The sequence below is a fragment of the Shewanella sp. MR-4 genome (assembly GCF_000014685.1).
Taxonomy (GTDB): domain Bacteria; phylum Pseudomonadota; class Gammaproteobacteria; order Enterobacterales; family Shewanellaceae; genus Shewanella.
Genome location: NC_008321.1, coordinates 4,094,481 through 4,118,803, shown reverse-complemented (window position 1 = coordinate 4,118,803; position 24,323 = coordinate 4,094,481). Strand labels below are relative to the sequence as shown.

General features: G+C 49.6%; 23 protein-coding genes. 16 read left to right on the top strand and 7 right to left on the bottom strand.

Features of this window, described 5'->3' with window-relative positions; translation table 11 throughout:
- Positions 1–463: 463 nt before the first annotated feature.
- From phsA to nrfD, 3 genes are read left to right on the top strand one after another with little or no spacing between them, the layout of a single operon-like run.
- Positions 464–2,746 (top strand): thiosulfate reductase PhsA, encoded by a 2,283-nt coding sequence (gene phsA / locus SHEWMR4_RS17985; RefSeq protein ID WP_041408894.1) that lies wholly within the window; start codon positions 464–466, stop codon positions 2,744–2,746.
- Between the two features lie 12 nt (positions 2,747–2,758).
- Positions 2,759–3,325: a 4Fe-4S dicluster domain-containing protein gene (locus tag SHEWMR4_RS17980; protein ID WP_011624174.1), complete on the top strand. Its 567-nt coding sequence runs from the start codon at positions 2,759–2,761 to the stop codon at positions 3,323–3,325.
- 2 nt (positions 3,326–3,327) lie between these two features.
- A complete protein-coding gene (gene nrfD / locus SHEWMR4_RS17975; protein WP_011624173.1) occupies positions 3,328–4,272 on the top strand; it encodes an NrfD/PsrC family molybdoenzyme membrane anchor subunit in 945 nt (314 codons plus the stop codon).
- A 113-nt stretch (positions 4,273–4,385) separates the two neighbouring features.
- Here nrfD and SHEWMR4_RS17970 read toward each other — a convergent pair whose 3' ends face one another.
- Positions 4,386–5,129, bottom strand: a complete 744-nt coding sequence (locus SHEWMR4_RS17970) for a sulfite exporter TauE/SafE family protein (protein ID WP_011624172.1) — start codon at positions 5,127–5,129, stop codon at positions 4,386–4,388.
- 101 nt (positions 5,130–5,230) lie between these two features.
- A complete protein-coding gene (gene metJ, locus SHEWMR4_RS17965) occupies positions 5,231–5,545 on the bottom strand; it encodes a met regulon transcriptional regulator MetJ (protein ID WP_011624171.1) in 315 nt (104 codons plus the stop codon).
- Between the two features lie 222 nt (positions 5,546–5,767).
- Here metJ and metB point away from each other — a divergent pair, with 222 nt between their 5' ends.
- The 11 genes from metB to SHEWMR4_RS17910 all read left to right on the top strand — a co-directional run bounded on the left by metB (position 5,768) and on the right by SHEWMR4_RS17910 (position 17,441).
- The gene (gene metB, locus SHEWMR4_RS17960) at positions 5,768–6,931 is read left to right on the top strand and encodes a cystathionine gamma-synthase (protein ID WP_041409175.1); all 1,164 of its coding nucleotides are present in this window, start codon (positions 5,768–5,770) and stop codon (positions 6,929–6,931) included.
- Positions 6,932–6,942: 11 nt separating this feature from the next.
- A complete protein-coding gene (locus SHEWMR4_RS17955) occupies positions 6,943–9,336 on the top strand; it encodes a bifunctional aspartate kinase/homoserine dehydrogenase II (protein ID WP_011624169.1) in 2,394 nt (797 codons plus the stop codon).
- A 303-nt stretch (positions 9,337–9,639) separates the two neighbouring features.
- Complete coding sequence (metF, locus tag SHEWMR4_RS17950) at positions 9,640–10,533, top strand: methylenetetrahydrofolate reductase (RefSeq protein ID WP_011624168.1); 894 nt, start codon at positions 9,640–9,642, stop codon at positions 10,531–10,533.
- 373 nt (positions 10,534–10,906) lie between these two features.
- Entirely contained in the window at positions 10,907–11,380 is a 474-nt protein-coding gene (gene slyA, locus SHEWMR4_RS17945; protein ID WP_041409173.1) for a transcriptional regulator SlyA, read from the top strand.
- Between the two features lie 8 nt (positions 11,381–11,388).
- Positions 11,389–12,447, top strand: a complete 1,059-nt coding sequence (locus SHEWMR4_RS17940) for an HlyD family secretion protein (protein ID WP_011624165.1) — start codon at positions 11,389–11,391, stop codon at positions 12,445–12,447.
- A 16-nt stretch (positions 12,448–12,463) separates the two neighbouring features.
- On the top strand, positions 12,464–13,492 hold the full coding sequence (locus SHEWMR4_RS17935) for a DUF2955 domain-containing protein (protein ID WP_011624164.1): 1,029 nt from the start codon (positions 12,464–12,466) through the stop codon (positions 13,490–13,492).
- A 190-nt stretch (positions 13,493–13,682) separates the two neighbouring features.
- On the top strand, positions 13,683–14,309 hold the full coding sequence (locus tag SHEWMR4_RS17930; protein ID WP_011624163.1) for a c-type cytochrome: 627 nt from the start codon (positions 13,683–13,685) through the stop codon (positions 14,307–14,309).
- 10 nt (positions 14,310–14,319) lie between these two features.
- Complete coding sequence (locus SHEWMR4_RS17925) at positions 14,320–15,375, top strand: c-type cytochrome (RefSeq protein WP_011624162.1); 1,056 nt, start codon at positions 14,320–14,322, stop codon at positions 15,373–15,375.
- Positions 15,376–16,093: 718 nt separating this feature from the next.
- Positions 16,094–16,477, top strand: a complete 384-nt coding sequence (locus SHEWMR4_RS17920) for a hypothetical protein (protein WP_041408892.1) — start codon at positions 16,094–16,096, stop codon at positions 16,475–16,477.
- 33 nt (positions 16,478–16,510) lie between these two features.
- Positions 16,511–16,735, top strand: coding sequence for a hypothetical protein (locus SHEWMR4_RS17915; protein ID WP_041408890.1), 225 nt, complete (start codon positions 16,511–16,513; stop codon positions 16,733–16,735).
- 349 nt (positions 16,736–17,084) lie between these two features.
- Positions 17,085–17,441, top strand: a complete 357-nt coding sequence (locus tag SHEWMR4_RS17910) for a cysteine-rich CWC family protein (RefSeq protein ID WP_041409169.1) — start codon at positions 17,085–17,087, stop codon at positions 17,439–17,441.
- A gap of 4 nt (positions 17,442–17,445) precedes the next feature.
- Here SHEWMR4_RS17910 and SHEWMR4_RS17905 read toward each other — a convergent pair whose 3' ends face one another.
- On the bottom strand, positions 17,446–18,561 hold the full coding sequence (locus SHEWMR4_RS17905; protein WP_011624160.1) for an energy transducer TonB: 1,116 nt from the start codon (positions 18,559–18,561) through the stop codon (positions 17,446–17,448).
- 123 nt (positions 18,562–18,684) lie between these two features.
- Positions 18,685–19,527 carry a hydratase gene (locus SHEWMR4_RS17900; protein ID WP_011624159.1) on the bottom strand — a complete coding sequence of 281 codons (843 nt, stop codon included), beginning with the start codon at positions 19,525–19,527 and terminating at the stop codon, positions 18,685–18,687.
- 319 nt (positions 19,528–19,846) lie between these two features.
- On the opposite strand from SHEWMR4_RS17900, the gene SHEWMR4_RS17895 reads away from it, so the two are divergent.
- On the top strand, positions 19,847–20,836 hold the full coding sequence (locus SHEWMR4_RS17895) for a DMT family transporter (protein ID WP_011624158.1): 990 nt from the start codon (positions 19,847–19,849) through the stop codon (positions 20,834–20,836).
- 8 nt (positions 20,837–20,844) lie between these two features.
- Complete coding sequence (locus tag SHEWMR4_RS17890; RefSeq protein WP_041408889.1) at positions 20,845–21,477, top strand: HAD family hydrolase; 633 nt, start codon at positions 20,845–20,847, stop codon at positions 21,475–21,477.
- Between the two features lie 34 nt (positions 21,478–21,511).
- Here SHEWMR4_RS17890 and SHEWMR4_RS17885 read toward each other — a convergent pair whose 3' ends face one another.
- The 3 genes from SHEWMR4_RS17885 to SHEWMR4_RS17880 form a co-directional block, all read right to left on the bottom strand.
- Positions 21,512–21,880, bottom strand: a complete 369-nt coding sequence (locus tag SHEWMR4_RS17885) for a DUF6677 family protein (RefSeq protein WP_011624156.1) — start codon at positions 21,878–21,880, stop codon at positions 21,512–21,514.
- A 67-nt stretch (positions 21,881–21,947) separates the two neighbouring features.
- Positions 21,948–22,103, bottom strand: coding sequence for a hypothetical protein (locus SHEWMR4_RS20965; protein WP_023268736.1), 156 nt, complete (start codon positions 22,101–22,103; stop codon positions 21,948–21,950).
- Positions 22,104–22,271: 168 nt separating this feature from the next.
- A complete protein-coding gene (locus SHEWMR4_RS17880; RefSeq protein ID WP_011624155.1) occupies positions 22,272–24,140 on the bottom strand; it encodes a DEAD/DEAH box helicase in 1,869 nt (622 codons plus the stop codon).
- Positions 24,141–24,323: the final 183 nt, after the last annotated feature.

The following is a 24,323-nucleotide window of genomic DNA, read 5'->3' as shown; positions in this document are numbered from 1 at the left end:
TGCCTTACTCCCTTTCAACCATTCCTCAGTGACGACTGGGCGAAACACTGACCTCAAACTCTCTGCGCACGCGGCTATTCTAAATATGGGAGCGGCTTTTGAGGGTTTTTGAGAACTTTTTAACTTATCAAAGCCGCGAGCCTGTGCGCTGACTTAGTACTGGTTTAGGTCAAACAGGCTTATTGATCTTATTCACGATTTTTTAGAACAATTTTAACTTTTAGTTGCCGCAGATCACACTCAACTTTGCCATGTGGTTTACCACAATATCCGCCTCTTCCTTTCGGGATAACAATCACCCTGAAACAGCAAAATGCCGACACGACGTAACACTAGGTCTGTTGGCACTAATAACTAAAAACCTGTGAGCGAATTTAGTCTTTAAACCGCAGTGGTAAGCCAAAGCCTAAGTTTGCGTGTGCCAAGTGGCGCATTAGGGTGGATGAGTGTGATGGAGGTAACCATGATTGAGCTTAATAGGCGAACCTTTTTAAAGGGCGCAGGGGCCAGCGGTGCAACATGTGCATTGGCTAGCCTGTTGCCGGGCAGCTTAGCGGCATTAGAGAGCAAGCAGCTAAAGGGAATGGGCAAAGACATTGCCAGTATCTGTGAGATGTGTTCGACTCGCTGCCCGATTTCGGCGCGGGTGATTGAGGGCAAAAATGTCTTTATCAGTGGCAATAAGGCGGCCAAATCCTTTGGTGGTAAAGTCTGTGCCCGGGGTGGTGCTGGCCATAGTTTACTTTACGATCCACAGCGGATTGTGAAGCCGCTCAAACGGGTGGGTGAGCGCGGCGAGGGTAAGTGGGCCGAGATCTCTTGGGATGAAGCCTATCAACTGATTGCCGATAATCTTAATAAAATCAAACAAGCTTATGGCCCTGAAGCTGTGGCGTTTTCCTCTAAGTCCGGTTCGCAAGAAAAACATTTATTCCATCTCGCCACCGCCTTTGGCAGCCCGAATACCTTTACTCATGCTTCAACTTGCCCCGGTGGTTACGAAATTGCCGCTAAGGCCATGTTTGGCACTAAGGTGAAGCGCGATTTAAGCAACTCCAAATACATCATTAACTTCGGCCATAACCTGTACGAAGGCATCAACATGTCCGAAACCCGCGGCATGATGGCGGCGCAAATGGATAAAGGCGCCAAGCTAGTGGTGTTCGAGCCAAGATTCTCCATCGTCGCCGACAAAGCCGATGAATGGTATGCGATCCGCCCCGGCACCGATGTGGCGGTGGCTTTAGCGCTTTGCCATGTATTGATTGAAGATAATCTCTACGACAAGGCCTTTATCGAGCGTTATGTGGAAGGGTTTGATGCCTTCGCCGCCGAAGTCAAAGCCTACACCCCTGAGTGGGCCGAAACCGTTTCCGATGTGCCCGCCAAAGATATTCGCCGTATCGCCCACGAATATGCGGCCAAGGCGCCCCATGCTGTGGTGGATTTTGGTCACAGAGCCACCTTTACCACCGAAGAGTTTGAAATGCGCCGCGCCTTGTACGCTGCCAATATTTTGATTGGTAATATCGAGCGTAAGGGCGGTATCTACCTAGGTCAAAAGCCTAGCGACTATAACAAACTGGCGGGAGAAAGCGTGGCGCCAGTATTAGGTAAGCCTGGCGTAAAAGATATGCCAAAGCCTGCGGCGAAACGTATCGACCAAGTGGAAGAGCAGTACGCCATGATGTGGTCATCGGGCGGGATTTATCAAACGATTCTCGATGCGACCTTAACTGCCGTGCCCTATCAGTTACACGGCTGGGTAATGTCTCGCACCAACCCCATGCAAACGATGACCGACAGGGCGCGTGTGGTTGAAGCCTTGAAAAAGCTCGACTTTGTAGCGGTTTGCGATGTGTATATCAGTGAAACTGCCGCCTATGCCGACGTGATTTTACCCGAGTCGACTTACCTTGAGCGTGATGAGGAAATCGCCGACAAGTCGGGTAAAAATCCCGCCTACTATGTGCGCCAACGCGTGGTGGAAACCTTGGGCGACACTAAGCCCTCATGGCAAATCTTTAAGGACATTGGCCATAAGCTAGGGCTAAGTGAATTCTACCCTTGGGATAACATGGAAACCCTGCAACTGCTGCAGGTGAATCGCGATACCGCACTGCTACGCCGCATCAAGGATGAAGGTTTTGTCAGCTTTGGTAAGCCCATCATGCTGCGCGAACCTAAGATGGTGGCCGAGTTTACTAAGGCCTACGCTAATGCCAAAGCCGTGGATGAAGACGGCACCTACGGCAGTTTGCTCAGCTTTAAAACCCCAAGTGGCAAGATTGAATTGACCTCAGCCAAGGTCGAGGCCATGGCGCCTGGACGCGGGGTGATTAAGTTCCGCGAAGTGCATTTGAAGAAAGCCGACGAGCTGTACTTTATCCAAGGCAAGGTCGCCGTGCATACCAATGGTGCGACTCACAATATCCCCATGTTAGCTAACCTGATGTCGGATAACGCCATTTGGGTGCATCCGGTCACGGCGGGCAAGTTAGGGATCAGCAATGGCGACCCGATTCGGTTAACCAGCAGCGTGGGTAGCGAAGAAGGCCACGCCTTAGTCACCCCGGGCATTCGCCCCGATACCGTGTTTGCCTATATGGGCTTTGGCTCTAAAAACAAAGAGTTGGTTAGAGCGACTGGTAAAGGCATCCACTGCGGAAACTTATTGCCCCATCAAACAGCCCCTGTGTGTGGCATGAATATTCATACGACAGGCGTCACGCTGGCAAAACGCTAATTGGAGGCTCAAATGACGAAAAGATATGTGATGGTGCACGATGAGAACAAGTGCATCGGCTGCCAAGCTTGTAACGTGGCCTGCCGCAGTGAAAACGGTGTCCCCGAGGGCGTGACTCGCTTACAAGTGCGCGTAGAGGGCCCCTTCGGCGAGATGCCACACCTGCACTTTAAGTACCACAGGGTATCGTGCCAGCAGTGTGAAGATGCGCCTTGTGTGAAGGTGTGTCCAACGGGGGCGGCCTATGTGGGTGAGGATGGGATTGTCTCCATCCATGGCGATAAGTGTGTGGGCTGTATGTACTGCGTGGCGGCGTGCCCCTACAAGGTGCGTTTTATGAATCCAGAAACCAAAGTGGCTGATAAGTGTAACTTCTGTAAGGACACGCGCTTAGCCCGAGGTGAAGAGCCCGCCTGTGTGACTGTGTGTCCGACCGATGCCTTAGTCTTTGGCGATGCCAACGATCCACAGAGTGAGGTCGCTATGCTACTCAACACTAAGATCACTTACCAAGATAAGACCCATTTAGGCACTCAGCCTAGGGTATATCGCGTTCCTACCAAAAGAGGGGGGATTTGATTATGAACAATACTTGGGGCGATATGGCGCAATATGATCCCGTTACTTGGCATTGGATCATCGCCGTGTATCTGTTTATGGCGGGCTTATCCGCCGGAAGTTTGCTGATTGGCATTGGTCTGCGTTGGTTTAATAAGGAGCAAGCGCAGGGTGAGACGAGTATTCTCAAGGCCGCTGCTATTATTGGCCCAGTGGCCATTTGCCTAGGCTTGGCATGTTTAGTGTTTGATTTAACGAAGCCTTTCCATTTTTGGCTGATTTTAATCAACTACAACTTCCAGTCTGTAATGGCAATTGGGGTGTTAGCGCTACTGGCTTACTCCCCCTTGGCATTTGCCTACGCGATTCTTGTGCTGCGCGATGAGCTGCCAAAGTGGGGCTTAGGTTTCCTCGTGCCTATCGCTAAGCTGCTGATGCCCTTTAGAAAACCGATTGAAGTGCTGCTGTTTATCCTCGCGATTGGCGTAGGTGCTTATACTGGCTTCTTAATTTCGGCCATGAATGCCTATCCGATGTTGAACACTGCGGTATTGCCAGCGCTGTTTTTAGTCTCTGGTTTATCGGCGGGCGCGGCGGCTAATGCGGTGCTGGCGCTGGTGATGTTCAAGACCGATAGCCACGACAAGACCTTAGCCAAAATGCATGGCTTAGAGCTGCCAGTGATGGCAATCGAAATCATGTTCCTGTTTATGTTGTTCTGCGCCTTGTACTTTAAGGGCGGAGCGGCAGCTGCGGCGCTAGCATCACTCACCTCTGGCGTGTGGGCGAGCGTATTCTGGATTGGCGTGGTCGGGATTGGTTTTGGTATTCCGCTGTTGTTTATGCTGTTGCCGACCGCGACTCGCCACAGCAAGGGGGCGATGATTATGGTGGCCTGCGCCAGCTTAACCGGTGTGTTAGCACTGAGACACTTTATTGTATATGCGGGACAAAGCTATCTAAGTTAGTGTTTTGGTTCAATGCAATATCGATGGGATACATCACCTATCCCCTGCAAGCAAAAAGCACCGATTAACGGTGCTTTTTTATGGGGGCGATTAGCAGGATTTTATTGCGGTAATTATTGCGGCAATAGCTCAATCACAGATTTCACCGTGAGCACTAAGGCGCTGATAGCGCAGAGGGCTAAGGTGGCCATCTTGGTCTTATGCTTATCCACATTCCCCACCAGTTTGCCTGCCACTAAATAGCCTAAAAACACTGATGGCAACAGCATCAGGGATAACCATAAATGCTTGATTTCGAGCAGACCCGTCACCCCAAGAATGACCAGGGCTATGGTCGAGCTGAAGATAAAGAAGGCTGACAATGCGGCGCGAAATTTGGAGGCATCCTTACCCGCCAACAGAATCGCCATCGGCGGACCACCAATGGCGGCGATATTACCGAAGATCCCCGAGACCACGCCCGCGCCAAACAGGGTTGCTTTGTTCACGGGAAGAGTCAATTTATACAGGCTCAGCACCACGGCGACTGCCACAATGCCAGCAATCGCCAGACCAAGAATCGGCTGCGGCGCAAACAGTAGCAGGCTGGCACCGATAAAACCTCCGGGCACTCGACCGATGAGCGCATATTGCAAACCATTGAATTCTAAATGGCCGCGTTCACGCAGCAGGGTGAGTAGGGCGATGGAAAAACCCATCACAATCACAGGGGCGGGCACTAATTCGGGGTCGACAATATACAGCAACGGGCTCGCCACCACGGCAAGGCCAAAGCCAATCAGACTCTGGGTGAGGGCACCTAAAAACACAATCACAGACGCAATGGCGAGCGTTTGTGGATCTATCAAGGAGAACATAGGATTCCATCAAAACAAAATAGGGATCGTTACTCTAACCCATCAAGCAAGATGAGTATTAACGATCCCTAATGATAAGTAGGATATTGGACGCTTAAGCGTTATTCCATATCTTCCCACTCGATCCCCATCTCGTCCATCAACCGTTTCGCTTCGGCGGGAATGCTGTCTGGGCAATCCTTCGATAGATCGGCATCATTAGGCAGAGGCTGGCCGGTGTAGGCATGCAAAAACGCTTCACACAAAAGTTCGCTATTCGTCGCGTGGCGCAGGTTGTTGACCTGACGACGGGTACGTTCATCCGTGAGGACTTTTAGCACTTTGAGCGGAATAGACACAGTAATTTTCTTTACTTGTTCATTCTTCTTGCCATGTTCAGCATAGGGGCTGATGTATTCCCCATTCCATTCAGTCATTGACTCACCTGTTATAACGCTAAATTCGGGGCAGATTTTAAACCCTTACAGATTACAGTCAAATTATTGCTACTATTTCTTAGTGATTGCAAACAGATTTCTTTATGTTTAGACGTCTAAACGTCTTAACGCCTATTGACGATGCCACTGGGCTTAGGTACATTTAGACGTCCAGACATCTCTTTGCGAACTTAGGAGTTCCCGATGACCGCAGGCAAATTAGTGACCGAACGTCAATTAGCCACATTAGCAGTGCGTCAGGGTATCGAAAGCGATACTCAGCATGGCGCGGTGGTGCCGCCAATTTACCTGTCGACTAATTACGCCTTCGATGGTCATAAAAATCCTCGCGAATTTGATTACAGTCGTTCCGGCAATCCTACCCGCAGCATCTTAGGTGATGCCTTAGCTAAGCTGGAAAAGGGCGCAACTGGCGTGGTGACTTGCACTGGCATGGCAGCCATTACCTTAGTCACTACCTTGCTCGGCCCAGATGACTTGCTGGTGGTTCCACACGATTGTTACGGCGGTTCGTACCGTTTATTCACCAACCTCGCGAAAAAAGGCCAATTTAAACTGCTGGTGGTCGATCAAACCGATGCTCAAGCGCTTGAGCAAGCCATCGCCCAGCAACCTAAGATGGTATGGATTGAAACCCCCTCTAACCCTCTGCTGCGAGTCGTCGATATCGAAGCTATCGCCAAGGCGAGCCACGCAGTGGGCGCTTTAGTGGTAGTGGACAACACTTTCCTCTCGCCCATTTTGCAGCAACCGCTGTTACTCGGTGCCGATATCGTTATCCACTCCACCACTAAGTACATCAATGGTCACAGCGATGTGGTGGGCGGCGCGGTGATCGCCAAAGATCCTCAACTCGGTGAGACCTTACATTGGTGGTCGAACACTTTAGGTTTAACTGGGTCTGCCTTCGACAGTTATCAAACCCTGCGGGGTCTGCGTACCTTAGCCGTGCGCATTCGCGAGCACCAAAGCAATGCCCAGCGTATTCTGGACGTGCTGACGAGCAGCCCTGTGGTGAGCAAAGTGTATTACCCAGGACTTGCGGATCACCCCGGCCATGCCATTGCCGCCAAGCAGCAAAAAGGCTTTGGCGCTATGCTGAGTTTTGAGCTTAAGGGCGGCGAGGCCGAAGTGGTCGCCTTTTTAGATGCCTTAAGTTTATTCAGCGTGGCCGAGAGCTTAGGTGGCGTTGAGAGTCTCGTGGCCGTGCCCGCGACTATGACCCATAGGGCGATGGAGCCCCAAGCGCGTTATGAAGCTGGCATTAAAGACACCCTATTACGTTTGTCGGTTGGTATTGAAGATGCCGACGACTTAGTTGCAGATATTCAAGCAGGATTGGCCGCCGTTGCGGCTTGTCAGTAGAGGAATTCGAGATGGCACGTTGTCACTTACATAAATTTGGTGGTTCCAGCTTAGCCGATGCCGATTGTTATCGCCGAGTCGCCCATATTCTGTTAACCCATGGTCATAGTGATGATCTGGTGGTGGTGTCTGCCGCGGGTAAAACCACTAACTTTTTATATAAATTATTGTCCCTGCGCGATAGCAACCAATTATGGCAAGAAGAGTTGCAAGTTCTTATCAGCTATCAGCAAGGCTTGATTGAGCAGCTGTTATCCAATGAGCAAGCGCGGGATCTGCGTGAGCGTTTAACCACGGATAAAGCTCAGTTAATCAGTCTATTATCTTTAGATTCCCGTAACGATTACCAAATTAGCCATGTGGTGAGCTTTGGTGAGCGTTGGTCGGCGCGCTTAATGGCGGCGCTGCTGCGCGAATCGGGTGTGGCCGCAAGTCATGTGGATGCCTGCTCGATTCTCGTGGCCGATGAGGCCGCCGTACCGCAAATTCGCGTGCAAGAATCCCGCGCCAAAGTACAAGCCTTACTGGCCGCGCATCCTAACGAGCGTTTAGTGATCACCGGTTTTATCTGTGCCAACGAGCGTGGCGATACCTTGCTATTGGGTCGCAATGGCTCTGACTTTAGCGCCAGCTTAATTGCTAGCCTTGCCGACATTGAGCGCGTGACCATTTGGACCGACGTTGAAGGGGTATTTAACGCTGATCCGAATAAGATCAACGATGCGAAATTACTCAAGAGCATGTCCCTCGCCGAAGCAGACCGCTTGGCACGTTTAGGTTCGCCTGTTTTGCATTCGCGCACTTTGCAGCCGCTGTTTAACACCGAGGTGAGCCTCGCCGTACGTTCAAGCTACGCCTCCCATACCGACTTTACCCTGATTGCTCCCCACAGCTCCTCGGCGAGTGCGCCTGTGGTGACTAACCTCAATGCCGTGGTGTTATTTGGCTTTAAGATCGCGGGCGATGTGGCCAGTCTGCTCGAGCAATTAGTCGAAGCAGGGTTAACGCCACTGGCCCATTGGGTATCGGCGCATCAACGGCTTGAGCTTGCCTATACCGCTGAAAACCAAAAACAAGTACAAAAATTATTGGATGCGCAGGCCGAAGCCCTCGGCATTAAAGATCTGCAAATTAATACCGAACTCGGTTTAGTGGCGCTTGTGAGTGCCGATGCCGAGCATTATCGCCGCAGCTTTGCCCGTTTACTGAGCCGCGACGCTAAGCCCTTGTTCAGTGGTGACTTAAGTTTGGTGACCTTAGTACCGCAGTCGCAGGTTAATCTGCTGACGCAAAAAGTGCATCGCCGCTGCGCCGGTCCACGCAAACGCATTGGCGTATTGCTGCTGGGTGTTGGCAATATTGGCGAGGCGTGGGTGAAGCTGTTTAAGTCAGTTTCTCCCTCATTAAATCAAGAGCTTGAAGCGCGTGTCGAACTTGTCGGTTTGGTGAGTTCCAGCAAAGCCCTGATCAAGTCTACGGCTGTGGATTTGGAAAACTGGCAGCAGGAATTCGATGCCGAGGCAACACCTTGGCAATATGAGCACTTATTCGAACAATTAGAACAACTTAACTGCGATGAACTGATTGCATTAGATATCAGTGCCAGCGCCAGTTTGACCCTACAATACCCAGAGTTTTTTGAGCGTGGCATCCATATGGTCAGCGCGAACAAGCTTGCGGGTTCTGGCCCGCTGCCGTTCTACCGCGAGCTGAAGGAGCAACTCGGTTATCGCCGTCTATTCTGGCGCTATAACGCCAGCTGCGGCGCTGGTTTACCTATCCAGCACGCCTTAAACGATTTGCGTAACAGCGGCGATACGGTTGAGGCCGTCGGCGGGATTTTCTCTGGTACCCTGTGTTGGTTATTCGAGAAATACGATACCAGCAAACCCTTCTCGGAATTAGTGGTTGAAGCGCGTGGCCTAGGGATTACCGAACCCGATCCCCGCGACGATCTTTCTGGCCGCGACATGCAGCGCAAGCTGCTGATTTTGGCCCGTGAAATCGGTCTGGAAATCGAGCTTGAGGATATTGAACTGCGCTCCCTAGTGCCGGCCCATTTAGCGGATATTCCACTGGAGCAATTCCTTGCCCGTATCGCTGAGCTGGATGATGAATTGCAGCAACAATACGGCGCTGCGGCGGAGCAAAACAAGGTACTGAGATATGTCGCCTCCTTGGACAATAGCGACGCGGCCCTGAAAGCTGAGGTGGGATTACAGTGGATTGATGCGAATCATCCCTACGCTAACCTCACGCCTGGGGACAATGTGTTTGTGATCCGCTCTGCTTTCTATCAAGGTAATCCTTTGATTATCCGTGGACCGGGTGCGGGGCGTGAAGTGACTGCCGCAGCGGTGCAATCGGATCTGACGCAGATCTGTCGCGATCTGCTGCAAGAGTAGTCATAAACCTAGACACTTGAAGAACTTAACCCCCGTATCTTCAAGCCGATTCGACCAATATTCATAGACGTAAAGGACTCATTCGAGTCCTTTTTTTATTGGCGAAGATCAGGACTAAAATCAAGGTGGTCAACGAGGGATAAGAAAATGCCAAAAAGGGGGATTTTTTGGCTTGACTTAACGGCCAGTTTCTCTAGTATATGGACATATAGACGTCCAAACGTCCATATGGATTAAATTACTGCATTTATAAGTCGTACCAGCGCGATGGAGCGTCGCACTCGGGCGGTTGAGGAAATACACATGGCTTTTCATCACGCACAACATTCACATTCGCTAAACCAAAGTTTGTCTGAACTTAATGGCGATATTAATGTTTCTTTTGAGTTTTTCCCGCCATCAACCCCCGAAATGGAACAGATCCTGTGGAACTCTATCCGCCGTTTAGAGCCGCTGAATCCAAAGTTTGTTTCAGTGACCTATGGTGCCAACTCGGGCGTGCGTGACCGCACCCATGGTGTGATTGAACGTATTCAAAAAGAAACCAATCTGGTTGCCGCGCCGCATTTAACCTTAGTGGATGCCAGCGACGAAGAATTGTTAGATCTGGCGAAGCATTACTGGAAATCGGGGATCCGCGACATAGTGGCACTGCGTGGCGATTTACCAGCGGGCAGCCCGAAACCAACTCGCTTTGCGGCGGATTTAGTGCGCTTACTGCGCTCAGTGGCCGACTTTGATATTTCGGTCGCCGCTTACCCAGAAGTGCATCCAGATGCGGCTAATGCTCAGGCCGATTTGATTAACCTTAAGCGTAAAATCGATGCCGGTGCGAGCCGTGCTATTACCCAGTTTTTCTTCGATGTTGAATCTTACCTGCGTTTTCGCGACCGCTGCGTTGCGGCGGGAATTGATGTCGAAATCGTCCCCGGCATTTTACCCGTGACTAACTTTACCCAGTTAAAACGCTTCGCGGGCATGACCAATGTGAGCCTACCGAGCTGGCTGCATAAGCAGTTCGATGGCCTAGAGAATGATGCGGGCACGCGTCAGCTGGTGGGGGCTAACGTGGCGATCGATATGGTCAAAGTCCTATCCCGTGAAGGGGTGAAGGATTTCCACTTCTACACCCTCAACCGCGCCGAGCTGACCTATGCGATTTGCCATACCTTAGGGGTTCGCCCAAAGGCGGTATAACGCAGTAAACATCCATAAAAAACGCCGCTATTTAGCGGCGTTTTGCTTTTGGCTAGTGACTAATTCCTAAATCTTAAATTGGGACAGCAGAGTCGTTAAGCGCATCGAAAGCTGCGCGAGTTCATCCCCCGCCCGTGCGGTTTGCATTGAAGTTGCATTCGGAAAAATTGTTTTTAATCTCATAGGTTAACGAGATTAATGTCACCATCTTCTGCGTCTATTTCCCCCACACAAAGTGATATTACTACCGCCGTTTCATACCGTTTTGGGATTTCGTGGCAGCGTGCACAGATCTTTTTTTTTTGTGGCGAATATTTACTTAGCTTGCTAACTAAGTATAATGCTTAGCAGGCTAAGTAAATGAGTAAGCATGATGCAGAAAGAATTAGAGCGATTAAAGGAGTTATCCCTGGCGGAACATTTGGGCCGCTTGCACCGACTATGGCGCACCGTGGCGGATGTGGAATTAGCGCCACTCGGGTTAACCCATCCTCGTTGGACGGCATTGTGGAAGTTATTGCGTCTGGGCGACAACGTGAGCCAAAAGGTGTTGGCGGATGCGCTGGAAATTGAATTGGCTTCTTTGATGCGCACGTTAGGGCAGTTAGAGGAACAAGGTTTAGTCGAGCGTCACTGCTGCACTAAAGATAAGCGCGCCCGAATCGTGTCGTTAACACCCGCGGGAAAGGATGTATTAAAGCAAGTCGAAGCGCGGATTATTCAAGTGCGCGCAGAGTTGTTGGCTGGGATCAGCGCCAGTGAGCTTAGCGAATTTGAACGCATCATTAGCCTAATCAGTGATAACGCCTTAGCCAAATTGGCTAAGAGCACAGAAATTCTTGAGTGAGAAATAAGATGACACCGGATCAACAATTTGCCCGCCTTGTGAAAATCGCCATGCTCGGTTTTGTGGCCGTGTTTGGCTATTTTATGTTTGCCGACGCTATGATGCCCTTGACCCCACAGGCCATGGCAACCCGTGTGGTGACTAAGGTGACTCCGCAGATCAGCGGCAAGATTCAAACCATTAATGTGAAGAATAACCAAGTGGTCGCCAAGGGCGATTTACTGTTTCAAGTCGACCCTGCGCCCTTTGAGTTAGCCGTGTCTCAGGCCAAATTGGCCCTAGAGCAAGTGCGTCAGGACAATGCTGAATTAGATGCTTCGTTGTTGGCGGCCAAGGCCGAAGTGAATGCCAGCTCGACTACGGCACAACAAAAACGCCGCGAGGCTAAACGTTTAGATGCGCTGTATGCTACCCATGGTGTGTCACAGCAGCAACGTGATCAGGCCGATAGCGACGCGGCGGCGGCCGAGGCGAATCTGTCAGCCGCCAGTGCTCGCCTCGAAAAACTCAAAGTGAGCCGTGGTCTCTATGGTGAAGATAACCTCAGAATGCGCCAAGCAAGAAATGCATTGGAGCAGGCCGAGTTGAATTTATCCTATACCCAAATTCACGCCGACCAGGATGGTGTAGTGACTAACCTGCAGCTTGAGGTCGGTAGTTTTGCCTCTGTGGGTCAGCCATTACTAGCCTTAGTCTCTGATAAGTTAGATATTATTGCCGATTTCCGTGAAAAAACCTTAAGGGGTGTTAACGCATCTTACCCTGCATTAATCGCCTTCGACGGTGAACCAGGCCGTTTATACCGCGCCCAAGTGAGCAGTGTCGATGCCGGTGTGAGTGCGGGGCAGTTTGATGCCAATGGCCGCTTAGCGGCGCCGCAGGAGTCGGACCGTTGGGTGCGTGATGCGCAGCGCTTAAGACTGCATTTAGTCTTAGATGACGATGCCATGAATGGCTTGCCAGCAGGTGCGCGTGCCACTGTGCAATTACTGCCTGACAATGCGCTGTTTAGCCTGCTAGCTAAGGTGCAGATTAAGGTCATTAGCCTGCTCCATTACATCTATTAATCTCAAGGCAATTCGCATGTTGTTACGCCACAACCCTTTAACCACCAATGACTTACGCCAGTGTTTACGCATTGCCACTGGCGGCACCATTGGCTTTACGCTCTGTAAGCTCTTTGGCTGGAGTAATGGGGTGTTTTTTACGGTAACCCCAATGTTATTGCTGGGATTAGTCCCTGTGATGAGTGGCCATGCGATGCGGCAGTTACTGGCCTCATCGGCCATGGCGGGGCTTGAAGTCGGCTTACTCGGAGGTTTCTTCGGTAGCCATCCCGGATTGATGACGCCGATTGTCTTTTTACTGTTTTTATATCGTTTTGCGGCTATGTCCCGCGGTAGCCTGTTTCTATTTGGTGCCAATGGCGTGCTGAGTTTAAGCATTATGCTGCACTTTGCCAGCTATCCGGGCACAGATCTCAATGACTTAATCTTCAGTAATTTCTGGGCGACGGGATTGTCTGTGGTTATTGCCTATCTGATGACGGCACTCTGGCCGGATGTCGAACCTCGTCCAGCCTACAAACCCGGTCCTAAGGCGCCGCACCGTATGCGCCACGAGGCTTTGCTTGGTGCCAGCATTGCCACGCTCTCTTTCTTAGTGTTTCAGATTTTCGATTTGCGCGACTCCATGTCGGCACAGGCGACCACCTTGTTACTCCTGTTTCCCATGCATTGGAATGGGGCGCTGGATTATGCCCGTAAACGTGCGCTGGGCACCCTGCTTGGGGTGTCGTTTGGAGTGATGGTGCAACTCTTCCTCTACGACTGGTCTGGATTGTTGATCCTGATTGTGCCGCTGCTGTGGATTGGTTTAATGCTGTTTGCGCAGGCCCATGTGAAGGAGGCGAGTGGCTCAGGTGTGGGGTTTGGCGCCATGACTACCTTAGGGATTTTGTTTGGCCAATACTTAACTCCTGGCAACGACCTGATTTTTAGTGCGCTGTACCGGGTGAGTAGTATTTTTGTGGCGATAGTGGCAACGCTGTTTTTGTGTTACCTGCTACATAAGTTATTGAATAGCTTTGAAGCTACTCGATTTGGTTATTAAGAATATAATATTAGATTTTTTTAATGCTTGTTCCATTTTCACTCAAGGAGTATGTTGTGCCGATACGTTTAGTGTGGGCTAAACGTGTGAACGCACCACTCAATTATCTCTTTTTATCGACCTAGGCTTAGGGCATCACTATGGTGTAGAGCCGTGTAAGCGCTAGCCAAGGTTTGTTCAAGGATAGAAAATGAACATTAAAATTAGAACATTAACTAAAGGCATCGCACTCATCTACGGCTGTGCCTTGACCTCTGTAGCCATAGCCAATCCAACTACAGTCCCGCCAGCGGGACAAATCTGCGTGACCTGTCACGGCGCCGAAGGCGAGGGCATAGAACCCCTCGGCCCCCGTCTCGCTGGACTCTCGAAAGAATATATCACCACCCAGTTACAACATTTTCAGGCGGGTGTGCGCCAAAACGCGACCATGATGCCGATGGCGATGACATTGCAAGGTGATGGCATCGAGCAAGTGGCGAGTTACTTCTCCGACAAATCACCTAAGACTGAGGTCAAGCCGGTGATCCGTGGTGAGCAGGTGACCTTTAGCGACGATACCGCGCGCTTAGCCTATCAAGGTGATTGGTCTCGCGGCTTACCGGCCTGTGTGACTTGCCATGGCCCCTCGGGTTTAGGTGGCGGCTTGTTACCACGTTTAGCGGGTCAGCAGGCCAGTTATATCAAGACGCAACTCTTGGCGTGGCAAGCTGGCACTCGTAAGGGAGATGTGGACGGCATGATGGCCAATGTGGCTAACAAGCTGACCGCCGCCGAGGTGGATGCCTTAGCGAACTACTTTGCGAATTTGAAATAAGGAGCCGGCCATGAAATCTTCTGCCATCTTACTATTGGCCGCAATGGGCGTGCTGACAGCTCAAGTGCAGGCCGCGAATGAGTTACCCGATAAACAAGCGCCATTGCCTTCAGTCCCTAAAAATCCTGATCAAAGTTATTTAACCCCAAGACCCTTAAGTGCGATTCCCGAAGGGGCCTTCGGCGATAAAGTTCGTTTAGGTTATCAGTTATTTGTGAATACCCAGCAGCTGAGAGATAAGTATGTAGGTAACGAGCTTAACTGTGCCAACTGCCACATGGATGCGGGCCGTAAGGCGAATGCGTCACCGCTTTGGGGCGCCTATTTTGCGTATCCCGCGTATCGTAAAAAAGACGATAAAGTAAATACCTTTGAAGAAAGGGTACAAGGCTGTTTTAACTATTCGATGAACGGTAAAGCCCCCGCTGCGGGCAGCCCCGAGCTGGTCGCGCTATCGGCCTATGCCTACTGGTTAGGGATGAGTGGTTTAATGGATGCGGCTAACCTTGATGGCCCTGTGCCAGAACTCAGCGATGCCGAATTGGTAAAAGGCGCCAAACGTGAGGATTTCCCACTGCCTGACACGCTAGCCAAAGCCATGACAGTGGATCAACGCGCAAATCTGCCTGGCCGTGGTTATCCTGAGATCCCAAAACCTGAGCTCGCGTTCTCACCCGAGCGTGGCAAAGCCGTGTATACCGCTCACTGCCAAGCGTGCCATGGCGCCGATGGTCAAGGCCAAGCGATTGCGGGTGTTTACTCTCTGCCGCCATTATGGGGTCCTAAGAGCTACAACTGGGGCGCAGGTATGCACAGGGTGAATACGGCCGCATTCTTCATTTATGAAAACATGCCCTTCGCTAAGAGTATTCAGCTGACTAACCAACAGGCTTGGGACGTTGCGGCTTACATTAACTCCCATGAACGGCCACAGGACCCCCGTAATAAGGGCGATGTGAAACAAGCGCAGGAGAAATACCATAACGACAATGACTACTACGGTGTCGAAGTCGATGGCAAAGTGCTTGGCACCGCCTCTTATCCGGTGTTTCCGAAAAAGTCTTAGTTGAGCAGCTCACATTCAGTGCTCGTGTAATGAAGTAAAGCGAGTCACTGGACGGGAGGTTTGTAAAATCGCCTAAGTGCTTGATTCATTTCGGCTTTATGATCAAGGTGAATCAAAGTCGTGGGGCTTCACCCCACACCCGACCAAGGAGGACTGCTCGTCCTATCCTCCTTGGATGCTCCAAGACGCCCCTAGCGAAGTTACATGCATTGGTTAGTGGCTTCGTGCTTATTCGAAAATCGCTAACGCTTCCGATGGGGCGTCCCTTCCCCCCGAAAGCTACGCAGACATCCTGTCTGCGTCACGTGATTTTCTTCAATGCCCTTCAGCAACTTCGCAGGGGAAGGTGAACTTCTATTGCCTTGGTATTAGCTGTTAGTCCTAAAGATTTGTGCCTGTCGTCCCATCTTTCTGGGAAATTTGTAAACTGGCTTCAAATCGAGACTAAAAAGGTATCGGTTTTTGCTTGGGTGCTTATGCAATCAAATGAAATTATTACTCTTTCATTTTGCCTAATATTATTTACCGCGCCAAAATGCTTCTCGGTAAATAAGGTCTCGATTTTTCAGGATGAAAAATGTTGATAGGCCACTGATGCTGATGTTAACTTATTGGCGTCATTAAATTATTTACTCGTTTATTCCTATGTCTAACTCTGTTCGGGTTGGTTTTTATTAGAAGAGCGGGTAATACACTGTTAGGCGGTATGGGAGAACGGATGCAAACCTATTTTATTTTTGCTGCAATAGTTACCGTGATTGTCGGTGTAGTTCACTCGATGTTCGGCGAAATTCTCATATTTAAGAAGCTCCGCAAGCGAGGAATTGTTCCAACCGAATCAGCGCCTCCACTCCAAGCACGCAATGTCAAAATTTTATGGGCCACGTGGCATCTTGCAAGCGCGTTCGGGTTTGGTATTGCTGGTATTTTGTTGTCTCTGTCCAATAGTAAGTTGTCGCCAGACCCAATCGTAATATATCCGTTGCTTTTTGCATTTATCGTTGGTTCTTTGTTGGTATTGTTTGCAACCAGGGGTAAGCATCCTGGCTGGGTTGGGTTGCTTGTGGTAGCTGTACTCATTTATCTTGGGGGCGTCGCCTAACAAGGCTATCGTGCGGAGTTATGGAGTAATTGCATGAACATAGCATCTGAGCTTCATAATAAATGGTTTGGCGGTGAGCTGGTTTCAGGGGTGAAATTCCTATTGAATGACTATGTAGTTGTTGCATTGGGTAATCACGCTGGTCTATCTGGGTCTGTGGTATCAATAATTAAATTTGAACCCAATCCTCTTTACATTTTAGAAACAGAAATGAATGGGGATGTCGAAGTCAGAGAAAGTGAAATTCATTATCCATAACAAGGCAAAGCAACACGCCGTTGTGCTTAACGTTAAAGCATTCCTCTAAATAAATACTTTATCTATTCAATCTTCGGATTTACAACAAGCCGCACTCATCATGTATGAATCCGTGAATACACTTTCCATAACGCAGGAATGCGGCTTATTGAGCTAAATAAATACACCAAATATGATTTTAGTTAGACACCACTTGATGAATACCGTCCATTAAAGGGCTATAAAAACTTAGGTGTTTATTTGCACGCTTAATCGATATGAGTGCCTTGATGATGGAATGATTATTCCAACGTTAATGAAAAAACCATTATTATTTCTGCGTTATCACACCGATACCATAAGGATTACCGTGCCTAAGCACTTACCAGAATCTCAGTTTGATACAGCGCAAATTTGCCCTTTATGCCAAGGGGCGAATCAGTGCGCAATGACTCTTGGTGCAGATATCAGTGACTGTTGGTGTGCTAAGCAGAGGTTTCCTAATCTGACTCAATTGCTATCTGGCGATTTGGCGGCAGGCTTATCGACAGGCGATACAGTAGGGCTGAGTGCCGATAAATTAGCGCAACTATTATCGCAGCCTGCGACGGCTTGTATTTGTGAGACTTGTTTAAGCCGGATAAAGCGCGAGCTAACTGTTTCTATTTCAGAAGATAAAAATAGCCCATCGGGATTAGGCGATGGGCTGGGATATGAGGTGAAGTAACCGATTAAGACTTATCGGTGAAATAGTCTATACGCACAGTCGTTTGTGCTGACACGGGCTTGCCATGTTCAAACTTAGGGGCATAGCGCCATTCTTCGATCATTTTCAGTGTGGATTTTTCAAATAGCACACCACCTTTGGATTCGAGCACTTCAGGATTTTTCACAAATCCCATCTCATCAACAGTGAAGTTAAGGGTCACATAGCCGCTTTTACGTTGCATAAGGTAGGACTTAGGGTATTTGGGTTCCGTGCGAAATAGCGGTTGTTGCTCCTGCATGTCCGCCCAAGGTCGCATTTTGCCGATGGCGATACAGTGGGCGGTGGACTCGTCACGCTTTCCTTGGCGCTCATAAAGTTCGACTAGATAAGCATGGGCGCTTAACGCATAAGGGTGGCTGTAGTTAAGGGCTTCAAATTGCTTAACCACCTCTAACAGTAATGGAATCGCCTCGTCATCATGCTTTTCTGCATATTCAACTGCACCAACTACATAGGTAGCTTTGACTCTGTCGAGGGCATTTTCGGGCTGGATTTCTTTGTAAGTTTCATAGGCCTCGAAGGCATAGTTTCTTACGCTTCTTGTGTATAGCTCAGTATTGGATAAGCGGTTAAAAGCGGCCATTTTTACATCGGCGATCAGTTTCTTGTTATCGGATTTTTCAGCAATTGTGATTGCATCAAGCAAATCATTTTTCGCATCTTTGGCTTCGACGGCGGTTTGTGCTGCACCAAGTAAGGGATCGATAAGCTCAAGCGCTTCTTTACCATAATGAACTTTATAATTTGTGAGAGCGAGTTGATATAACTCATTCGCCTTAGCTGTTTTTGGCAAATTCTCTTCTGCAAATGGGTAAGGGGCGACTTGCTTCTCTATTGCACCAGCCCAGTTCATGGCGAGGTTAGCTAAGTCGACACTGTCCTTCGCATATTGAGTTTCTCCCAGTTCGAAGGCCCATTTGGCACTGGCTTCTATTTGGGCGTTATCACCTTGTTTGAGTGCGGTTTGGTAGTCACTGTAGGCTTGGGAAAATGTGTTTTCCGAGGCATTTAAGGGTAACGAAGTACTTAAGGCTAAAGCAAATAGACTGGCTAAGGGTAATATTTTTCCGTCTAACATCTTGTATATCCTTATATTTAGTTCCATCGGATAGTACAAATGTTTCACTCTTGATACAAGCTTGTTTTCCCTCTGTTGGTCAGTAGGGATTGTAGAAGGTAAGCATTTGCCTACCTTCTGACTTTACCGATTTGCTTGGCGCTCTTTAGGGGGGACATATTTAGCCACGAACTGCAAACCAAATTGACCTAACTCGCCGTAGTGGAATTGGCAGTGCTGATTGAGCGGCAGATCTAATACCCCAGCATAGGAGCCTGTGATCACATACTGTCCTCGGGTTAAGCCAATCCCTTGGGCTGATAAGAAGTTGACCAACCAATAAAGCCCTGCTTTAGGGAAACCGTTGGGATGAACCGCAGCTTTTTGCAGCGTCTCACTTGCTTGCCGTCCGCCAGCGGCAACTTCAACACTCAGGGCGAAATGGCCTGTTTCAGCCGAGGTTGAGATTTCTGGCCCTAACCATAGGCCTTGATTGACTAAACCATCGGCGAGAGCATCGAAGTGGTTGGCTTCGCTTGGGTTTTGATAACGACTTTGGATAAGTTCTAAAGCGAGGCGCGTTCTACCGAGAGCAGCATCGATTTCGGCTTCCGAATAAGGTGTTGCTCGTGGTGGTAAATCGCTGCCAATTTCAAAGGCGAGCTCGGGTTCGACGCGGGCAAGCCCTTTGCTCGAAGGATAAAGTGGACACTCGGCGGTTTCGACATACACATCATGTTGATAGATAGGTGCTACCACGGTTTTTTCTGCGGTTGGCAGTAGGCACTTCCAACCCGCAATCGGGTTGCCTTGGTTGCTAAACTGCTGCGCAATGGTCTGCTGGATGGCAAAGGCCTGGGGGAAATCTTTCGGTCTTAGCGCTTCTTCTAACAGGGCGCCCGCTTCACCTTTGGCGCGTCGCTGGGCGAGCTCTTGTGCTGCTACGTTAATGGACTCAAGCTGTGTTTTAGCGTCTGTCTGTGACATGTTTAATCCTAACTAACTTATTTAAAAAGACTTATGCAAAGTAGTTTATGTCGCAATCACTGAGCGCATAAGGCATAACTCGACTCTGCAAATCCAATCTGAGCCAAAAGAGAAATTGCGCTCAATATACCTTTTTGTGCTGCTAAAGGCTTGATAAAACTTATCTTGAAATGCTCTGCATTTATCGCCAGTCAAGATTGATTTAGTGTCAGCTTAACTATCCAATCCGGCTGAAAAGTTAATCGTTTTTTAGGCTAGATCTTAGCGCGCCGCGGTGCCAGAATGGCGTTCCTTTCTGCGGTACTACTGGGACTTTTCCGTGAATCAAAGCCACTCTGGATCCTTGGCAACTAATCATGCTCAATTAGGATTGTTGTTTATTTCTGTCGCCGTGTTGTTTTGGGGCATGTTACCCATAGCGCTTAAGCTGTCGGGGAGTTTTATCGATCCTGTGACGTTGACTTGGTTCCGTTTTTTAGTGGCGCTCCTCGTCAGTATTTTGGTGCAGTGGAGCGCGGGGAGTTTGAAACAGTTTACGGCGCTCGATGCCAAGGTTTGGCTCAGGCTTATCCTCGCTGGACTGTTTTTAATGCTTAACTATGTGTCATTCGTGTATTCCCTCGATTATTTGGCTCCGGGGGCAGCGCAGCTTAATTTTCAAACCTCGCCATTCTTTCTAGCCTTTGGCGGCGTATTGTTTTTTAAAGAACGCTTGAATGCGGTGCAGCTCAGTTGTTTTGCCAGCTTAGCTTTAGGGATGTTGATGTTTTTCCATCCCTATTTAGATTTTTCCGCCACCGATAACCATGAGATCTGGCTTGGGGTGATGATAGTGCAGTTTTCCGCATTGTCATGGACTACCTATGCGCTGCTGCAAAAGTCACTCTTGAACCGTTTGTCCCCCGCCAACGTACTCTTAGTCATCTACGCCTTAGGGATCTTTGCGATGGCGCCCTTTAGCGATTTTAGTCAGTTTACGCAAATGGATAGCTTCGACTGGCAAGTGGCGCTGTTTTGCGCCGCTAATACCTTGATTGCCTACGGCTGCTTCGGACAATCGATGAAATACTGGCCGACGGCACAGGTGAGCGCCATGCTGGCGTTAACACCGGTATTTAGCTTTAGCGCTACGGCATTAGTGGTGAGTATCGGTTGGTGGCCTGATGTATTTAAGGCCGATAAATTAGATGCGCTATCGCTATTCGGCATAGGGGTGATTATTGTGTCAGTGATGGTGGTGCAGTTACTGCCCATGTATCGCCAGCGCCGCGCACGACGTTTGCAACCCGCTTCACAAACCACTGAATAGGTACCCGAGTGATAACACGCCTGACCGATATGCAACTTGAACAAATCCGCGGGGTGATCTTTGACCTCGACGGTACGCTTGCCCATTCAAACCCCGATTTTAAAGGCTTAAGGGCGGCATTAGGTATTGGTTCGGGGACCGATATTCTCGAGCATATACATAGCCTCGACACCACGATGGCTAAGATGCAGGCGCTCGAAATTGTCCATGACTACGAGCTGGAAAGTTCGCGTCAGGCGAGCTGGATTGAAGGGGCGCATGCGTTGATTGCCTTTTTAAAGATGCGACAACTACCTCTCGCGATTTTGACTCGCAATATGCCCGAGGCGGCCAAAATCACTATCGAAAAACTCGGTATTGATATCCCTTTAGTGCTGACCCGTTACGATGCCGAGCCAAAGCCACATCCGCAGGGTATCCACTTGATTTGCGAGCAATGGCAGTTGAGTCCGGCGGATATCTTGTATGTGGGGGATTATCTATTTGATCTGCAAACCGCGCAAAACGCGGGGAGCCGTTGCGCCCTCTATTGCCCAGAAGAAGTGCCCGACTATGCCCAAGCGGCAGATTTGCTCATCGCTAATTATCAGAGCTTTATCGACGCTTGGACATTAGTCATGCCGAGTGACTCAGTCCGCTAACGGGTGAAATGGGGCGTTGAAAATTGTGCATTATTTAGTTGGATGTGTTCGATGTTAAGGCATCTTGTTTATCTTGCTTAAGCCCAAGCCGAATACTGTCGACTAATGCCACTAACCAGCAGAGCAGAAAGCCATAGAGCAGTTCATTGGCATTGGCCATGGTGGTTTGGGTTTGTTGAGTGATTTCGGCGGATATCACGCCGACATCTAGGGGTAGAGTGCCGTTTTGGATCTCTAAGGCGATCACTTGCGCCACTTGATAGATTTGCATGAGTAGCAGCATAAGGCTCACGACCGCTAAGCAGAAAAACACCAGCGCCGAACGTTTATGTTTAAGGTAAAAATGGCCGCTGCCGGGGGCGATAAAGGCGGATAACAGGCCAGCGGTAAGGGCTTTTTTCATCGAAATACACTAATTGTGTTGCCAAAGACTAAGGCGACACTAATAGACATGTCAGCCTAAGTGCAAGTTAATTCGCCATGGCGACTAACAATCCAATAAAGCCTGCAAACAGAGTACAACCGACAAGTACCATGATTAATAAGGTTTTATCTTCGCTGCATGACTTAGCTAGCTCGGGCAGTGATGAGATAAATGGGTAAATGATCAGCGCTAAAAAATCCATTTAGCGTCCTTAAGTTAGGCATCCTGCTATTGACTATACCTGCTCGAAATATCAACTGGCCAGTGAAGTTTGAGCGGGAGCGATTTTAAAATAACAAAAAAGGAGCCTAGGCTCCTTTTTTAATGCGTTTGTTTAAATCAGCTTAACCTAATGGCTTAGATTTGGTGATTACTCTTCGCGTGGTTTACGTGGTCTACGCTCGCCTGCTGGCTTGTCTGAACGTGGTTTGCGGTCAGCAAATGGTTTGTCGCCAGAGGCTGAACGTGGTTTACGCTCACCCATTGGACGATCACCACGTGGACGACGGTCGCTACGTGCGCCACGGCCTGAGTCTACGAAGACTTGATCGCCAGCTTCACGGATGTTCAGTGGCTTGCCACATACGCGCACTTTCTTCAGATGCTGCAGTACTTCTTTTGGCATGCCGTCTGGCAGGTCAACGGTAGTCACTGCATCGTATAACTGGATAGCACCAATGTAACGACTGTCGATGTTAGCTTCGTTTGCAATAGCGCCAACGATGTTGCCCACACCCACGCCATTGTCACGACCTACATCGATAACATAACGGCACATCTTCAGATCTGGGTTGTCTTTTAACGCTTCGGCGCTGCCAAGGCTAGCTGGCAGTGGGCGTGATTCACGGCTGCGACGTTCACCGCGCTCGCCACGTTCAGCACCACGTTCGCTGCGCTCATTGCGTTCATCGCGGGTACGCTCTTGAATCGCAGGTAATTGCAGTGGGCGTTCTTGCTGAACTTGGTGCAGCAGGGCTGCGGCCAGCAGATCGGTATCCACTTCCAGTTGTTGGCATAACTGGGCAACTGCTTCGCGCATAAAGTCCAGATCTTGTGTCATGGTTTGCGCTAATTGCTCACCTAAGCGAGACAGGCGGCGTTCTGCAACCGTCTCTGGGCTTGGTACCTTCATTGGTGAAATACGGCTGTTGGTTGCGCGCTCGATGGTGCGCAGCATACGCATTTCACGGCTGGTCACGAACAGAATCGCCATGCCCGTACGGCCAGCACGGCCAGTACGACCGATACGGTGTACGTAAGCTTCAGTATCGTAAGGGATATCGTAGTTTACTACGTGGCCGATACGCTCAACGTCCAGACCACGAGCCGCAACGTCGGTCGCGATCAGAATGTCTAGCTTGCCGCTTTTCAGCTGCTCAACCGCACGCTCACGGGCTTGCTGGTTCATATCACCGTGCAGTGGTGATGAAGCGTAGCCGCGGGCTTCGAGTTTTTCTGCTAATTCAACGCATGAGTTACGGGTACGAACGAAGATGATAATACCTTCAGTATTTTCAACTTCTAATACGCGTACTAAGGCTTCTAACTTGTTGTGCTGAGACACTTGCACGAAACGTTGCTCGATAGAGTCAACTGTGGTGTGGCTCGCAGCGATGCTGATGTTAGTCGCATCTTTTAAGTGCTTGTTAGCAACACGCTTGATTTGTTCTGGCATAGTGGCCGAGAACAGTGCCAGTTGGCGCTGTTCTGGCGTGTGTTCCAGAATCCATTCGATATCGTCGATAAAGCCCATTTTTAACATTTCGTCGGCTTCGTCGAGTACCAGCGCTTGCAGGGTTTCCAGCTTTAAGGTGCCACGGCGCATATGGTCCATAACACGACCCGGTGTACCCACGATAACCTGTGGACCACGCTTCAGGGCGTTTAATTGCTGATGCATGCTCTGACCGCCATAGATTGGCAGTACATGGAAACCTTTCATAAATTTCGCGTAGCTGCTGAAAGCTTCTGCTACTTGCACCGCTAATTCGCGGGTTGGCGCTAATACTAGGATTTGTGGAACAGCTTGGCTGGTCACTTTGTTGAGCAGGGGCAGGGCGAAGGCGCCAGTTTTACCTGTGCCTGTTTGTGCCTGACCTAAAATATCTTTGCCAGCCATTAATGGGTCAATACTGGCTGATTGGATTGGCGTTGGTTTTTCGTAACCTAGCTCGTCAAGAGCACGCAACAAATTCTCGGACAAGCCGAGTTCACGGAAAGTTCTTTCACTGGATGACATTGGGTTGTAGCCTTGTGGATGCGCCCGGATTGGCGCTTAAGTTTCACAGACAGAAAATCAACCCCGTGTCGATTTCCCGCACCGAAAACGCCAGATTATAGCAGCATGTGTGCCACTTTACCAATCTGACTGAGGATAAATACAGGGTTTTGCGTATATTTTTTGCAAAAACTGAGCAAGAAA

Bases quoted from the DNA above. Each gene is read 5' to 3' on its own strand.
- phsA (WP_041408894.1), top strand. From the start codon at position 464: ATGATTGAGCTTAATAGGCGAACCTTTTTAAAGGGCGCAGGGGCCAGC.
- SHEWMR4_RS17980 (WP_011624174.1), top strand. From the start codon at position 2,759: ATGACGAAAAGATATGTGATGGTGCACGATGAGAACAAGTGCATCGGC.
- nrfD (WP_011624173.1), top strand. From the start codon at position 3,328: ATGAACAATACTTGGGGCGATATGGCGCAATATGATCCCGTTACTTGG.
- SHEWMR4_RS17970 (WP_011624172.1), bottom strand. From the start codon at position 5,129: ATGTTCTCCTTGATAGATCCACAAACGCTCGCCATTGCGTCTGTGATT.
- metJ (WP_011624171.1), bottom strand. From the start codon at position 5,545: ATGACTGAATGGAATGGGGAATACATCAGCCCCTATGCTGAACATGGC.
- SHEWMR4_RS17955 (WP_011624169.1), top strand. From the start codon at position 6,943: ATGGCACGTTGTCACTTACATAAATTTGGTGGTTCCAGCTTAGCCGAT.
- metF (WP_011624168.1), top strand. From the start codon at position 9,640: ATGGCTTTTCATCACGCACAACATTCACATTCGCTAAACCAAAGTTTG.
- slyA (WP_041409173.1), top strand. From the start codon at position 10,907: ATGCAGAAAGAATTAGAGCGATTAAAGGAGTTATCCCTGGCGGAACAT.
- SHEWMR4_RS17940 (WP_011624165.1), top strand. From the start codon at position 11,389: ATGACACCGGATCAACAATTTGCCCGCCTTGTGAAAATCGCCATGCTC.
- SHEWMR4_RS17935 (WP_011624164.1), top strand. From the start codon at position 12,464: ATGTTGTTACGCCACAACCCTTTAACCACCAATGACTTACGCCAGTGT.
- SHEWMR4_RS17930 (WP_011624163.1), top strand. From the start codon at position 13,683: ATGAACATTAAAATTAGAACATTAACTAAAGGCATCGCACTCATCTAC.
- SHEWMR4_RS17925 (WP_011624162.1), top strand. From the start codon at position 14,320: ATGAAATCTTCTGCCATCTTACTATTGGCCGCAATGGGCGTGCTGACA.
- SHEWMR4_RS17920 (WP_041408892.1), top strand. From the start codon at position 16,094: ATGCAAACCTATTTTATTTTTGCTGCAATAGTTACCGTGATTGTCGGT.
- SHEWMR4_RS17915 (WP_041408890.1), top strand. From the start codon at position 16,511: ATGAACATAGCATCTGAGCTTCATAATAAATGGTTTGGCGGTGAGCTG.
- SHEWMR4_RS17905 (WP_011624160.1), bottom strand. From the start codon at position 18,561: ATGTTAGACGGAAAAATATTACCCTTAGCCAGTCTATTTGCTTTAGCC.
- SHEWMR4_RS17900 (WP_011624159.1), bottom strand. From the start codon at position 19,527: ATGTCACAGACAGACGCTAAAACACAGCTTGAGTCCATTAACGTAGCA.
- SHEWMR4_RS17885 (WP_011624156.1), bottom strand. From the start codon at position 21,880: ATGAAAAAAGCCCTTACCGCTGGCCTGTTATCCGCCTTTATCGCCCCC.
- SHEWMR4_RS20965 (WP_023268736.1), bottom strand. From the start codon at position 22,103: ATGGATTTTTTAGCGCTGATCATTTACCCATTTATCTCATCACTGCCC.
- SHEWMR4_RS17880 (WP_011624155.1), bottom strand. From the start codon at position 24,140: ATGTCATCCAGTGAAAGAACTTTCCGTGAACTCGGCTTGTCCGAGAAT.